Raw genomic sequence first — 12,804 nt, 5'->3', positions numbered from 1 at the left:
CATCCCCCATTATAGCCCGAGTTGAAACGATAGGACAAATCGCCTAACTGAACAGGTTCAAGATACGCTCAAGTTGATCGAGGTCGACCCGTTCCAAGATTTGAATGAGTTGATCGAGGTCGATTCGGTTCAAGATTCGTTCAAGTTGATCTAAGTCCACGGTTTCAAGCAACCGTTCGAACCGTTCCAACTCGCCCGAATTGACGTACCCTTCGAGCCGCTCGAACAGTTCGGTCCGCTCGATGCGGAACAATTGCTCCAAAGATGGCCGCTGAATCAACAACACGAGACCTGCGGCAACGACATGGACGCCCCAGTTGAGCACGACATGACCAAGCCGCACCGTCTGTCCGACGAACGGGATGAGCGGGATGAACGACAACTGCAACACGATGATAGCGAGCTGGATGTATGGATTTGGGATGAACCAAGCCACAATCGCGAGCAGGGCTGGTACGACCCAGGCCACCCCGACCGTCCCGAGCGTTACGGACCAAGAGCGATGAGTCGACAACACCCAATGCATGATGATACCGAGCACGAAGAACGTCGCGAATAAGACTAACAGGACGGTCGACGCCCGCTCCGACTCGACGACGACCCGGAACAACAGATTGTTTGTCCATTCGCCCGTCGCTAAACGTTCGTCGATGGCGGCAAACAGACGACCGAGCATAAACCATTCGATGATAAAAAAAACAAGGACACTGACCAGACTGATCAATCGCATACACTTCTCCCCTCTCAATTGTTATTCCATTTCCCGAACAATTGGACGGCTATGCACGTTTTTCGTCGAATCAAAGCGGGAACTGTTCGAGTGAACCTATGAAGGAGGGACTATGTATGACGAAACGTATTCCAATCAGTGGCCTGTGTGAACTCGTGTTAGAAGTGACCGATATGGCGGAGGCCGTCGACTTTTGGCACGGCAAGCTCGGACTTCCCGTCGTCGAACAATGGGTCGGTGACGATGCCGAGCCGAGCGAAGCACAGGAACAGGCGGACGAACCATGGGCGACGTGGCTCTATGTCGGGGGGAACACCCGTCTCGGCCTCTGGCTGAAACGTGATTTCACATCGGAAGAAGAATCGAATCGGCAAGAAGAGGTGACCGAGTGGGATACGCTCTATGATGAGGGCGGCGCCCACGTCCACTGCGCGTTCTATGTGCCGATGGACTCGTTCGACCAAGCGCTCGAGGTATTAGAGGCGTCAAACATCCCGACGAAGCTCCGGACGTGGGACGAAGACGAGACGGTCAACGGCAAAGAGCGCTCGGCCTACTTTAAAGACCCGAGCAAGAACGTCATCGAGCTGTATACGAAAAACATGGACGAGGCGTACGAGAAGTTCGGTGGCGAGCCCGTAAAAATCACGACGAAGCAACTCTGATTCACGTATACGCTCGACAACCCCACATGATACGATGAGAGAAAATGGAAAAGGTTGTGTTTTATGCGTTTCTTCCCACTTCTGATCATGACTGGGTTAACCGTTCTCACGCTCGGACTCTATTTCGTGTTCGATGCGTTTCCTACGCTCGACCGGCCGACTTCGTTTGCCGCCTTATCGTTTTTGTCATTCGGCGCCATGTTGCTCATCTTAACGGATGGGGTACGCCGGACCAAATCAGGAACGGGCGTCGTGTGGAGCTATATCGCGCTCACCGGCGCGTTGTTCGTGACGATTTTTAATGTTTCGGTTTGGATCATCGGGGAGGTGGCGTCATGACGCTCATCTTACCAGAATGCATCACCGGCTTTTCATACGGCGACTGCCCCGCCCCCGAGTTCGATGATCAATCGTTCCGAACGGTTTGTTTCGATTACGCCCGTCGTAAAGGTGGGACGTGTAGCATCATCCTCGGGGACTCGGTCACCCCGAACTATGACCAAGCGACCATCACCATCCGTGGACGTAGCATCTATGTGCTGCTCAGCAGAGTTTATCCCGTCATCGGCATCTCAAAATATGAACCGTTTCAGTACGAGTATATCGATGTGCCCGAACTGACCGATTTGTTTCCTGATTTATATCAAATCCCATCAGCGGCGGAGTTGAATGAGCGGTTCGATTTGTCGCTACAGCCGTTTCTGAACAAGGCGGAACGCGGAGAAATCGAATATTGGGAACCAGAAACAATTGGTAACGTCATCTTCCATTATTGGGACTAACAAAAAGCGCCTCTCGCAAACACTGCGAGAAGCGCTTTATTGATTTAGTTACCGAGCAGCTCATCCATTTTCGCTTTCGCGTCATACGCGAGCGCATGGTCCGGTTGCAACTCGAGCACGCGCTCGAGTTCAGCGTACGTCTTGTCTTGTTCTCCGAGGAACGCGTAAGCGATCGCCAAGTTGTAGCGGGCGTCCGTATGGCTCGCGTCGAGGTCGAGCGTATGCTCGAGCGCTTCGACGGCCAGATCGAGCTGTTCGTTCTGTGCGAGCGCGAGCCCGTACTGGAACGAAATCTCGACGTCTTCTGGCGCCTGCTTCATCGCCTCGCGAAGACGTGGCAACGCCCGGACGAAATCGCCCATCGCCTTGTACGTCAAGCCGAGCATGAAATGAAGGTCGGCGTCGTCCATCCCGGCAAGGAGCGCCTGACGAAGCGAAGCCTCCGCCAAGTCGAGCTGTTCGAGCTCATAGGCGAGCGCTCCCTTCGCATAATGCGCCGCGCCGAACGCGTTGTCGAGTTCGAGCGCCTTATCGTAAAAGACGATGGCCCGTTCATGGTCACCGATCGCTTGTAGGAGCGTACCCATATTGACGTAACCAGTCGGGTCGGTTGAGTCCGCTTCGATGGCAGCGTTGAACTGCTTGGCCGCCTGTTCGAACTCACCTTGTTGCATCGCTTGGATGCCTAATTCGTTTGCGTTCAAAATCATCACCTCATCCGATATAGTCGAGTCGTTTTCCGTTTCGATACGCTTCGTCAATCGTCGCACCGCCGAGGCAGATGTCGCCATCATAGAAGACGACCGCTTGGCCTGGTGTGATGGCGCGTTGCGGCTCATCAAATTTCACGAGCACTTCGCCATTTTCAAGTGGTGCGATCGTCACGGGTACGTCTTGTTGACGGTAGCGGAATTTCGCCGTAGCCCGGAACTCACCTGTTGGGACGGCACCTGTCCATGACAACTTCGAGGCGAGCAGCGCGTCCGAATAGAGCGCGTCATGATGGAACCCTTGGCCGACGTAGAGGATATTTTCTTCGACGTTCTTGCCGACGACGAACCATGGGTCCCCGTCGCCGCCGATGCCGAGACCGTGGCGTTGACCGAGCGTGTAATACATGAGCCCGTCATGGTTTCCTTTTTGTTCCCCATCGAGCGTCTGCATGATGCCTGGTTGTGATGGCAAATACTCCGAGAGGAACTCTTTGAAGTTTCGCTCTCCGATAAAGCAGATGCCCGTCGAATCTTTTTTCTTCGCTGTCGCGAGTCCCGCTTCTTCGGCGATGACACGGACGTCTTTCTTGTCCATATGACCGATCGGGAACATCGTCCGCGCGAGTTGGTCTTGTGACAACTGGTTCAAGAAGTACGTTTGGTCTTTATTGTCATCTTTCCCACGAAGGAGTCGATGCTCACCGTCGACATACTCGACCCGTGCGTAGTGCCCGGTTGCGACAAAGTCGGCACCGAGACGAAGCGCGTGATCGAGGAACGCCTTAAACTTGATTTCCTTGTTACACATGACGTCCGGGTTCGGCGTCCGTCCGAGACGGTACTCGGCCAAGAAGTATTCGAATACGCGGTCCCAATATTCTTTCTCAAAGTTGACCGCGTAATAAGGGATTCCGATTTGGTTCGCGACCGCGATGACATCTTCATAGTCTTCGGTCGCCGTACAGACACCGTTCTCGTCCGTATCATCCCAGTTTTTCATAAAGATTCCGATGACGTTATAGCCCTGCTCTTTCAGCAGATGGGCCGTCACCGATGAATCGACGCCGCCTGACATCCCGACGACGACCGTCGTCTCAGCAGGGGTTTTTGTGCGTAAGTTCATTCGTTATCTCACTCCGTTCGTGAATGTCGAGACGACCTCAGAGAGTCGTTCGGCGAGCCGTTCCACGTCTTCGACCGAGTTGCCGTGTCCAAAGCTGATGCGGACGGACTGTTTCGTCCGTTCCGACGTCCCGAACATCGCCGTCAATACGTGTGACGGTTCGATCGACCCGGCCGTGCAGGCACTGCCGCTCGAGATGGCAAAACCGCGCATGTCCATCATGATCAGGAACGGTTCGAGCTCGATGCCCGGGAGATACAAGTTGACGATGTGCGGCAAGCGATTCGCCCCGTTCACGTCGTACTCGACTCCAAGTTCATCGAGTCGCCCGAAGAGCGCCTCAGCCATTTGCTGATACGTGTTCACCCGTTCGGCCCGTTCGATTTTGGCCAGTTCGGCTGCTTGTTGGAACCCGACGGCACCCGGAACGTTTTCCGTGCCGGCTCGACGTTTCCGTTCTTGTTGTCCTCCAAAAGAACGCGTCGCTAATTTTACACCTGTTTTCATAAAAAGAAAACCGATACCTTTCGGGCCGTTGATTTTATGGGCAGAGGCCGACAATAAATCGACACCGAGCGCCTTGACGTCAATCGTTTCCGTGCCGAGCGCTTGGACCGCGTCTGTATGGAAATAGGCCTGATGGTCGGCGAGGAGCGCCCCGATTTCCGCAATCGGTTGCAATGTGCCGACCTCGTTGTTGCCGTACATGACCGAGACGAGAATCGTATCGTCCCGGAGTGCGGATCGGACTGATTCAAGCGTCACCGCACCCGTCGCGTCGACATCGAGATACGTCACATCGAAGCCTTCCCGTTCGAGTTGCTCCATCGCGTGCAGGACGGCATGATGTTCGACTTTCGTCGTAATCAAATGTTTGCCTTTATGTTGATTCGCGTACGCCGCGCCGAACAACGCATAATTGTCCGACTCGGTCCCACCCGACGTGAAGACGATCTCGTTAGAGGTCGCCCCGATCCACGTGGCGAGTGTCCGGCGTGAAGCGTCTAACGCGGCGCGGGCCGTCCGTCCGATGCCGTGGATGCTCGACGGATTGCCGTATTGCTCGAGCAAATACGGCGTCATCGCCTCGAGCACCTCCGGACGCATCGGCGTCGTTGCGGCATGATCAAAGTAGTTCATGTTCGTTCACCTCACCTTTAAATATAGAACATATAGCCGTCTGAATCTTCTTCAGCAAGATCGGCAAGTGTCGTCTCTTCGAGCACTTTCTCGATTGCGGCTTTGATTTTATCCCATAGCTTCCGTTTCACGGCGTCATCTGCCTCTGAATCTTCGACAATCGTGAGCGGGCCTTCGAGCAGACGGATGATTTCTCCAGCCGTGATGTCCGTCGCCGGTTTGACGAGCTGATAGCCGCCATACGCCCCGCGCACGCTCTTGACGAGACCACCGTTGCGGAGTGGACCGATCAATTGCTCTAAGTAATGTTCCGGCAAGTCATGCCGGGCCGCAATCTTTTTCAAGCTGAGCGGTTTATTGTCCGTTTCCCGAGCCAGTGCGATCATGATCGTCAATCCATAACGACCTTTTGTAGATATTTTCATCTTCATGTCTCCTTCTGCTATACTAATCGAACAAACGTTTGTCGAAAGGAATGTGTACGTATGAGTGATTTATTTCAGCAATCGAATAGCGGCCCACTCGCCAATCGGATGCGGCCGGAAACGTTAGACGAAGTCATCGGTCAACGCCACATCATCGGCGAAGGCAAATTGTTGCGCCGGGCCATCGAGGCCGACCGTCTCGGCACGATCATCCTGTATGGACCGCCGGGAACGGGCAAGACGACGCTCGCCCGCGTCATTTCAAATTATACGAAAGCGACGTTCGTCCAATTGAACGCCGTCACGGCCAAACTTGATGAACTACGAAGTGTCATCCGTGAGGCCGAGTCCCGGTTCGACTTCGAACAAGAACGAACGATTTTATTTTTAGACGAGATTCATCGTTTCAATAAATTGCAGCAAGACGCCCTGCTCCCGGCACTCGAGGCCGGAAAGCTCATCTTGATCGGGGCGACGACCGAAAACCCGAGTTTCGAGGTCAACGCGGCGTTGCTGTCGCGCGCGACCGTGTTTCGGCTCGAACCGCCTGGACCAGACGAACTTCGTGTCGTTTTGGAACGGGCTCTAGCTGATCATAAAGGACTTGGCAATTATCCGGTCAAGATTGAGGAAGCCGCCGTGGAGCATTATATCAAAATGGCGGACGGTGACTACCGCGTGCTGTTGAACGCGCTCGAACTGGCCGTGTTGACGACACCCGAGATTGACGGCAAAATCGACATCACGCTCGAAGTCGCCGAAGAGTCGATTCAACAAAAAGCAATCAAGTACGACAAGACGGGCGACCGGCATTATGACGTCATCTCGGCGTTCATCAAGTCGATTCGTGGCTCAGACCCGGACGCGGCTCTATACTGGCTCGCCGTCATGATCGAGGCCGGTGAATCACCGCGCTTCATCATGCGACGGCTCTACGTCCATGCGGCCGAAGATATCGGGCTCAGTGACCCGAACGCGCTCGTCATCGTCGATGCGGCCGCCCGCGCGAGCGAACATGTCGGTTTCCCGGAAGCGCGCATCCCGATGGCACAGGCCGTCCTTTATCTTGCGACGGCACCGAAATCGAACGCGGTCATCACCGCCATCGACAAGGCGATTCATCACGTCCGTACCGTCGAGGGCGGTCCGGTCCCGGTCCATCTCCGCGACGCCCATAGCCCGGGTGCCCGTGAGCTCGGCAACGGTGCCGGCTACAAATACCCGCACGACGAGAAAGATGGCTACGTCCCGCAAAACTATTGGCCAGAGAATCTGGCCCGGAAACGTCCTAAATATTATACACCGACGAGCCGTGGCTTCGAGCAACAGCTGCAAAAACGGCTCGACTATTGGGAAAAACGACGCTGACTCTGATGAGCCGGCGTCGTTTTTTCATTTCTGGATGCGGTTGATCTCGACACCCGCTGTCTCGAGCATTTGATTGATGACATAGCCCGCAGCGACGAGGCCTGCGACCGACGGGACGAACGCGTTCGAACTCGGCGGCATCTTCGCTTTACGGATCGGGGCATCTTTCTTCCCGACGACCTCGTTCACGTCTTCGCGTGTCACGATCGGTGACTCGTCCGAGAAGACGACCGGGACGCCTTTATGGATACGCTCTTTACGGAGACGTGTCCGGACCATCTTGGCGATCGGGTCGTACGTCGTATCCTTGATGTCGACGACTTTGATGCGCGTCGGGTCCATCTTGTTGGCCATGCCCATGCTCGAGATGACCGGGATGCCCCGGCGTTTGCACTCGACGATCAAATGAATCTTATAGATAATCGTATCCGAGGCGTCGATGACGAAATCGAGGTCTTGGGCGAAGAATTCTTCGAACGTCTCTTCTGTATAGAACATTTTCAGTTTGACGAGCTCGAGCTCCGGGTTGATGTCGAGGAGACGTGTTCCCATCGCTTCGACTTTCGGTTGCCCGACCGTCGACAAGAGCGCGTGGATTTGGCGGTTGACGTTCGTGATGTCGATGTCATCCTTATCGACGAGGACGATGCGTCCGACTCCGCTCCGGGCAAGTGCCTCGGCCGCGAACGACCCGACACCGCCGACACCGAGGATGGCGACCGTCTTACCTTTTAATGCTTCTAAACCTTCTTGACCGATGGCCAACTCATTACGTGAAAACTGGTGTAACATACTCTTCCTCCAAATGAATCCTATTTTCTCACACTATTTTACTCGGAATTATAATCAAAAAAAAGACGTCTAGCGACGTTTTTACAATAAAATCGATGGGACCCGGAGTGCCGTGACGATGCCCTGCTTTTGAACCTGCTTAAGCAGGTGGGTGACCTAGCGTCCCCTTCACAAGTCCTCCTGCACGTGATGAGGCAGTTGATCTGGATGGCAGTTCGGTCTCCCGTATTCAAAGTGTTGGCTCAAAATAACGAAGGCGGCTCTCGTACACCTCAGGTATCCCATCTGTTGCCCTTACTATAGCACTGTCTGTAAAAAGAAGTCAATCAGAAACGACGACTTCTTATGACAGTTTCGTCACAACCAGCTGTTACGAAACGCACCGGTCGGGTCGTACGTATCTTGTTGCCGCGTGACGTTGAAACGGCGATCTCGCGAGTCGTTGCCGACGCCGGCCTGGTACGCCCAATTGCCGGTATTGCTGGCAACATCATAGTCGATCAACATCGATTCGAAATACGACGCGCCGATACGCCAGTCCTGCCCGAGCTCTTTCGCAAAATAGCTCGCGACGATTTGACGCCCCCGGTTTGACATCCATCCCGTCGCGTTCAATTCGCGCATGAACGCATCGACGAAGTCGACGCCCGTCTCTCCCGCTTGCCAACGCCCGATGACGTCATCGTCCACGCGCCATGTCTTCTGTTTCGAACGGATGCCTTGGGCGCGGAACAGTCGTTTCCCTTGCTCGAGGGCGACCCATTGGAAGAACTCGCGCCAGAGCAGCTCGAAATAGAGCCAATACGTCGACTCGTTCGCCCCGTGTGACCGCTCATGTTGCTCGAGCTCGTGCAGCACCCGGCGTGGTGACAACGAGCCGTTGGCGAGATACGCCGACAGCTTCGATGAGTCGTCGACCCCGAAGCCGTTCCGTGTCTCTTTATACGTTCGGACCGGACCGGCCAGATAGGCGGCGAGCCGCTCTCGCCCCGCCCGTTCCCCACCTCGAAACGGGAACGCAGTCCGTGCGTCACGTTCCGGCTGTTCATAGGTGACCGGAAAATCGACGGTAACCAGTTCCTTCGCAGGCGAGCGCTCAATCAAGCGGTCCGGTCTCGCTTCAGCCTCTACTGCCTTCCGAAACTCTGTGAAGAGGAATGGCAATTTCTCGAACGGAATCTCGTCCCGTGGATAGAGGGTGAATCCGTCGAACGCCTGACACTCCCCTTGCCATGCGGTCATGACCTCACGTTCACGTCTCCGTTCGTTATAGCCGATCGCTCGTTGGAACAACAAGCGGTCGGTTAGGTCGAACATGTCGAGCGGATGACCGACATGGACGAAGAGCGGGATGCCGAGCGCTGCGAGCGAACCGGCCAAGTCGTCGAGTGCCTCATTCAAAAACTGAAGTCGCCGCGGTCCGAGCGGAATATGGCCGAACCGGTTTTCAATCAGCTCTTCTTGCGGAATGACGTAGTGGCCTTCAATCGGATCATCATGACGGAGCGCCTCCTCGAGCGGGCGATGGTCATCGACCCGTAAATCGTTTTGATACCAGATAATCGTCTTCACCTTTTTCGCCTCCTCCCCCCATTATGGGACATGGCTGCCGGTGTTCGCTTAGACGAAACTGTATGAAATATGTTTTCATTTCTGGAACAGGTGGAATATACATCATTAGAACAGAAAGGGGTGCAGCAACATGGCTAGAAAAGGTAAATTTGGTACACTCATTAAAGTCGCGACGGCGGTCGCACCGTTCGTCTACGATTACTATAAAAAGAACAAAGCAAAAAAAGCATCGACACCTAAAAAGTGAGCCAAGCGCTTCGGATTTCATCCGAGGCGTTTTTTTCTTGTGTTGAAACCAAATATGATATGATGATGGAACATTTTAGGGAATCGAGGCGACCATCATGCACGCGGTATGGGTACAATCTTTACGAATCAGTTTGAAGTGGGCGTTATTCATGGGTGGCCTGTTCTTGCTCGCCCTCGGGTCTTCGATGATGATTACGGCCGACCTCGGCGTATCGACATGGGACGTGCTCCATCTCGGGCTCGCCCGGCACACCCCGATTTCCGTCGGGACGATCATCTTGCTCGTCGGTCTCTTGCTCGTCCTCTGCAAGTACATACTGGACCGGATTCGGCCCCAGTTCGGGACGCTCGTCAACGCCGTCTTCGTCGGCGTATTCATGAACCTGATTCTCGACCATCATTGGTTGCCGCAACTTGACGGCATCGCACTCAACATCGCCTGGCTCATTCTCGGCATCTTCGTCATCGGGATGGGTGCCGGCTTGTACGTCGCCATCGGCTATGGGGCCGGCCCACGTGACGGGTTGACACTCGCCTTGGCCGACCGGTTCAACACGTCGGTCCGCATGATGCGGACGTGGATGGAACTGACGGCTTGCCTCATCGGCTGGGTGCTCGGCGGACCGGTCTTTTTCGGAACGGTGCTGTCGATTTTCCTGATCGGCCCGTTCTTCCAGTTTTGGCTTGAACAGTTCCGGCGCCTCGTCTCAGTCATCGACCGGGCGAAAGTGGCCGCTTGAACTACCCCCACCTACGCTTCGCTTGGAGGTGGAGGATTCCTGGGTGATCCGGTCTGACGACCGGAACCTGATCAGGCTAGCCCCGTCGTCCCGACGGTTGAGGAGGCCAGGATGCGCTCGGCCTCGCGTTTGAGGTTCAGTCCTGCGTTCACATCGCGGTCGTGATGGGTCCCGCAACCCGGGCATGTCCACTCGCGCAGACCGAGATGCTTCACGTCCTTGTGTTGATGGCCGCAACTCGAACAGAGCTGGCTCGAGGCGAACGTTTTCCCGACCTTCACGACGGTCTTGCCGTACCAGTCCGCCTTGTATGCGAGCATGCGGAAGAACTCCGACCAACTGACGTCAGAGATGGACTTGCTCAACTTGCGGTCCTGCTGCATGTGCTTCACCTGCAGGGTCTCGATGCCGATGACGTCGTGGCTTTTGACGATCTCGGTCGACACCTTGTGCAGGAAGTCGGTGCGCTTGTTGGCGATCTTCTCATGGATGCGGGCGACCTTCCGCTTCTGCTTCTGGTAGTTCTTGGCCTCGGACAGCTTGATGTTCCGGTTCAGGGCGATGAGCCGACGCCGCGACAGCTTGCGTTGCTCGCGCGCCAGTCTCTTCTCGAGCGAACGGAAGTAGCGGTCGTTTTGGTACACCGTGCCGTCGGACAGGACGGCGAAATGCTTCAGGCCTACGTCGACGCCGACCGAGGAGCCGGTCTTCGGCAGCTCGTCGACCTCCTGCTCGACGCAGAGGGAGACGAAATGTTTGCCCGAGGCGTTGCGTCGGATCGTGGCGTTCAAGATGCGGCCCTCGACCTTCCTCGAGTTGGCGAACCGGACCCACTTCAGCTTCGGGAGTTTGAGCTTGTTCCCGACGATCGACACCTCAGGAAGTTGAGACTTGCCTTGGATGTTCGTCTTGTAGGATTGGACCGGGTTCCGTTTCGACTTGAACCGGGGCCGTCCGTTCTGCTTCTTGAAGAAGCGGTCATACGCCTCGGCCAGGTGCTTGACGCTCGCTTGGACAGAGGTGCTATCGACCTCCCTCAGCCAGTCGAACTCTTGCTTCAAGGCAGGGATTTTTTTCGAACAGGAACCGTAGGACAGTCCTTCTCCTGTCGCCTCGTAGGTCTCTTCCCACTTCGCTAGAAAATGGTTGAAGACGAAGCGGGAACAGCCGATCGTCTTGGCGATCAGGATCTCCTGCTCCGTTGTCGGGTAGATCCGGAATCGATACGCTTTTTGCTTCAACATGATGTTCACCTCCTCTAGGTATTTATACCCAAAAGAGAGGGTGGCGATTCATTGCCCACTTTCACTGGGGCTTCGCCCGTCACGTTTAGAAGTGGGCGTATTCTCGCCTAATTTTGATAAAAAAGAGAGGAAATCGGACACAGTCCGATCTCCTCTCTTTTCTTTACGTTATGGGACGAGGACGATTTTTCCGAACTTGCCCCGTTGCTTGAAGTACGTCTGCGCGTCCCGTGCCTCAACGAGCGGGAACGTCCGGTCGACGAGTGGCCGAATCTTCCCGGCTTCAATCGCCTCGAGCATCGCTTGGAACTCAGCCCGCGTACCGAGCACGGATCCATACATGGTGATATGTTTCAAATACATCGTCCGGAAGTCGAGGTTCGTCTGTTGCCCCCCGGCCGATCCGGAGATACAGAACTTGCCGCCATTTTTCAACACCTCGAGCGATGTCGCGAACAAGGCGTCGCCGACGACATCGAGCACAGCATCGACCGGTCCCCCGTTCGCTTCGAGAATCTCGTCGGCAAGTGCCTCGGAGCGGTATGAAAAGACACGGCTCGCTCCAAGTTCTTTCAGCTTCGCTTCATCTTTCAAATCGCCGACGATAGCAAATACGTTCGCACCGTGCACGTTCGCCGCGATTTGGACGTTGAACGAACCGACCCCGCCGCTCGCACCGGTGACGACGATCGTCTGCCCCGGCTGAATCTCAATCTGCTCATTCATATGCCACGCCGTCAACCCGCTCACCGTGAAGACGGCGCTATCGACGAAACTGTCGAGCGGCATATCGTAACAGAGTGCGGCCGGCCAAGCGACATATTCGGCATAACCGCCATCGTACTCGGAACCGATGAACGACATATCGTCAGCGATATGCTCTTTCCCGTCCTGCCCGCTCGATGTGAACGGGAACAGGATGACGCGACGTCCTACCATCGTCTCTTCGACCCCGCTCCCGACCTTCACGACTTCCCCGGTGATATCTGAACCCGGGACCCGTGGGAACTGGACCCCTTCCGGTCGCCAGCCGGACTCTTTGTCCGTCCCATACGCCCCTTCTCGCATCCAAATCTCGGTATTGTTAATCCCGCACGCCTTCACGCGCACGAGCACTTCTCCTCGTTTCGGGCTCGGAATCGCGACATCGACGACTTGTAATTGATCGACGTCACCGTAACCGATGACCTGTACTGCTTTCATCACATGTTTTCCTCCTCATGACAACCATTTGTCTGTTTATACCCCACTAACGCACGAC

The 12,804-nt window shown here is 55.3% G+C and carries 14 protein-coding genes and 1 other RNA gene; 5 read left to right on the top strand and 10 right to left on the bottom strand.

The genetic code is table 11. The features are described 5' to 3' along the window. Positions 1 to 43 precede the first annotated feature (43 nt). Positions 44 to 730 (bottom strand): magnesium and cobalt transport protein CorA, encoded by a 687-nt coding sequence (locus KNP84_RS06130; RefSeq protein WP_021066927.1) that lies wholly within the window; start codon positions 728 to 730, stop codon positions 44 to 46. A 116-nt stretch (positions 731 to 846) separates the two neighbouring features. On the opposite strand from KNP84_RS06130, the gene KNP84_RS06125 reads away from it, so the two are divergent. The 3 genes from KNP84_RS06125 (at position 847) to KNP84_RS06115 (ending at position 2,177) form a co-directional block, all read left to right on the top strand. Then, positions 847 to 1,395, top strand: a complete 549-nt coding sequence (locus KNP84_RS06125; RefSeq protein ID WP_021066926.1) for a VOC family protein — start codon at positions 847 to 849, stop codon at positions 1,393 to 1,395. Between the two features lie 87 nt (positions 1,396 to 1,482). Further along, positions 1,483 to 1,734: a hypothetical protein gene (locus tag KNP84_RS06120; RefSeq protein ID WP_131471111.1), complete on the top strand. Its 252-nt coding sequence runs from the start codon at positions 1,483 to 1,485 to the stop codon at positions 1,732 to 1,734. Next, a complete protein-coding gene (locus tag KNP84_RS06115) occupies positions 1,731 to 2,177 on the top strand; it encodes a hypothetical protein (RefSeq protein WP_021066924.1) in 447 nt (148 codons plus the stop codon). The genes KNP84_RS06120 and KNP84_RS06115 overlap by 4 nt, the downstream gene beginning before the upstream one ends. 44 nt (positions 2,178 to 2,221) lie before the next feature. Here the strand turns inward: KNP84_RS06115 and KNP84_RS06110 are convergent, their stop codons facing one another. The 4 genes from KNP84_RS06110 to cymR are packed head-to-tail and all read right to left on the bottom strand — an operon-like array spanning position 2,222 to position 5,578. After that, positions 2,222 to 2,887, bottom strand: a complete 666-nt coding sequence (locus KNP84_RS06110; RefSeq protein ID WP_198922700.1) for a tetratricopeptide repeat protein — start codon at positions 2,885 to 2,887, stop codon at positions 2,222 to 2,224. 4 nt (positions 2,888 to 2,891) lie between these two features. Continuing rightward, complete coding sequence (mnmA, locus tag KNP84_RS06105) at positions 2,892 to 4,013, bottom strand: tRNA 2-thiouridine(34) synthase MnmA (protein ID WP_021066922.1); 1,122 nt, start codon at positions 4,011 to 4,013, stop codon at positions 2,892 to 2,894. 3 nt (positions 4,014 to 4,016) lie between these two features. Next, on the bottom strand, positions 4,017 to 5,153 hold the full coding sequence (locus KNP84_RS06100) for a cysteine desulfurase family protein (protein ID WP_021066921.1): 1,137 nt from the start codon (positions 5,151 to 5,153) through the stop codon (positions 4,017 to 4,019). A 17-nt stretch (positions 5,154 to 5,170) separates the two neighbouring features. Next, a complete protein-coding gene (cymR, locus tag KNP84_RS06095) occupies positions 5,171 to 5,578 on the bottom strand; it encodes a cysteine metabolism transcriptional regulator CymR (RefSeq protein ID WP_021066920.1) in 408 nt (135 codons plus the stop codon). Positions 5,579 to 5,638: 60 nt separating this feature from the next. On the opposite strand from cymR, the gene KNP84_RS06090 reads away from it, so the two are divergent. After that, a complete protein-coding gene (locus KNP84_RS06090) occupies positions 5,639 to 6,946 on the top strand; it encodes a replication-associated recombination protein A (RefSeq protein ID WP_215114493.1) in 1,308 nt (435 codons plus the stop codon). A 24-nt stretch (positions 6,947 to 6,970) separates the two neighbouring features. On the opposite strand, the gene KNP84_RS06085 is transcribed toward KNP84_RS06090, so the two are convergent. The 3 genes from KNP84_RS06085 to KNP84_RS06075 all read right to left on the bottom strand — a co-directional run bounded on the left by KNP84_RS06085 (position 6,971) and on the right by KNP84_RS06075 (position 9,310). Then, entirely contained in the window at positions 6,971 to 7,738 is a 768-nt protein-coding gene (locus tag KNP84_RS06085; RefSeq protein ID WP_021066918.1) for a tRNA threonylcarbamoyladenosine dehydratase, read from the bottom strand. Between the two features lie 95 nt (positions 7,739 to 7,833). Further along, positions 7,834 to 8,020: non-coding RNA, 6S RNA (gene ssrS, locus KNP84_RS06080), on the bottom strand. Positions 8,021 to 8,095: 75 nt separating this feature from the next. Next, a complete protein-coding gene (locus KNP84_RS06075) occupies positions 8,096 to 9,310 on the bottom strand; it encodes a DASH family cryptochrome (protein WP_215114492.1) in 1,215 nt (404 codons plus the stop codon). Between the two features lie 344 nt (positions 9,311 to 9,654). Between KNP84_RS06075 and KNP84_RS06070 the strand changes: the two genes are divergently transcribed. Beyond that, on the top strand, positions 9,655 to 10,299 hold the full coding sequence (locus tag KNP84_RS06070) for a YczE/YyaS/YitT family protein (RefSeq protein WP_214752749.1): 645 nt from the start codon (positions 9,655 to 9,657) through the stop codon (positions 10,297 to 10,299). 71 nt (positions 10,300 to 10,370) lie between these two features. Here the strand turns inward: KNP84_RS06070 and tnpB are convergent, their stop codons facing one another. Together tnpB and KNP84_RS06060 are read right to left on the bottom strand one after the other, a co-directional pair. Next, complete coding sequence (gene tnpB / locus KNP84_RS06065; protein ID WP_021066914.1) at positions 10,371 to 11,543, bottom strand: IS200/IS605 family element RNA-guided endonuclease TnpB; 1,173 nt, start codon at positions 11,541 to 11,543, stop codon at positions 10,371 to 10,373. 168 nt (positions 11,544 to 11,711) lie between these two features. After that, the gene (locus tag KNP84_RS06060; protein WP_215114491.1) at positions 11,712 to 12,746 is read right to left on the bottom strand and encodes a zinc-binding dehydrogenase; all 1,035 of its coding nucleotides are present in this window, start codon (positions 12,744 to 12,746) and stop codon (positions 11,712 to 11,714) included. Positions 12,747 to 12,804 lie beyond the last annotated feature (58 nt).

It is taken from the genome of Exiguobacterium sp. s70 (assembly GCF_018618315.1).
In the GTDB taxonomy this organism is placed as follows: domain Bacteria; phylum Bacillota; class Bacilli; order Exiguobacteriales; family Exiguobacteriaceae; genus Exiguobacterium; species Exiguobacterium chiriqhucha.
Note: the sequence above shows the minus strand (reverse complement) of the source record. Positions and strands in the feature narration are given on the sequence as shown.

Excerpts from the sequence above, each read along its gene's own strand:
- KNP84_RS06115 (WP_021066924.1), top strand. The coding sequence starts at position 1,731 with ATGACGCTCATCTTACCAGAATGCATCACCGGCTTTTCATACGGCGAC.
- KNP84_RS06090 (WP_215114493.1), top strand. The coding sequence starts at position 5,639 with ATGAGTGATTTATTTCAGCAATCGAATAGCGGCCCACTCGCCAATCGG.
- KNP84_RS06060 (WP_215114491.1), bottom strand. The coding sequence starts at position 12,746 with ATGAAAGCAGTACAGGTCATCGGTTACGGTGACGTCGATCAATTACAA.
- KNP84_RS06100 (WP_021066921.1), bottom strand. The coding sequence starts at position 5,153 with ATGAACTACTTTGATCATGCCGCAACGACGCCGATGCGTCCGGAGGTG.
- cymR (WP_021066920.1), bottom strand. The coding sequence starts at position 5,578 with ATGAAAATATCTACAAAAGGTCGTTATGGATTGACGATCATGATCGCA.
- KNP84_RS06130 (WP_021066927.1), bottom strand. The coding sequence starts at position 730 with ATGCGATTGATCAGTCTGGTCAGTGTCCTTGTTTTTTTTATCATCGAA.
- KNP84_RS06070 (WP_214752749.1), top strand. The coding sequence starts at position 9,655 with ATGCACGCGGTATGGGTACAATCTTTACGAATCAGTTTGAAGTGGGCG.
- tnpB (WP_021066914.1), bottom strand. The coding sequence starts at position 11,543 with ATGTTGAAGCAAAAAGCGTATCGATTCCGGATCTACCCGACAACGGAG.
- KNP84_RS06085 (WP_021066918.1), bottom strand. The coding sequence starts at position 7,738 with ATGTTACACCAGTTTTCACGTAATGAGTTGGCCATCGGTCAAGAAGGT.
- KNP84_RS06120 (WP_131471111.1), top strand. The coding sequence starts at position 1,483 with ATGACTGGGTTAACCGTTCTCACGCTCGGACTCTATTTCGTGTTCGAT.
- KNP84_RS06110 (WP_198922700.1), bottom strand. The coding sequence starts at position 2,887 with ATGATTTTGAACGCAAACGAATTAGGCATCCAAGCGATGCAACAAGGT.
- KNP84_RS06125 (WP_021066926.1), top strand. The coding sequence starts at position 847 with ATGACGAAACGTATTCCAATCAGTGGCCTGTGTGAACTCGTGTTAGAA.
- mnmA (WP_021066922.1), bottom strand. The coding sequence starts at position 4,013 with ATGAACTTACGCACAAAAACCCCTGCTGAGACGACGGTCGTCGTCGGG.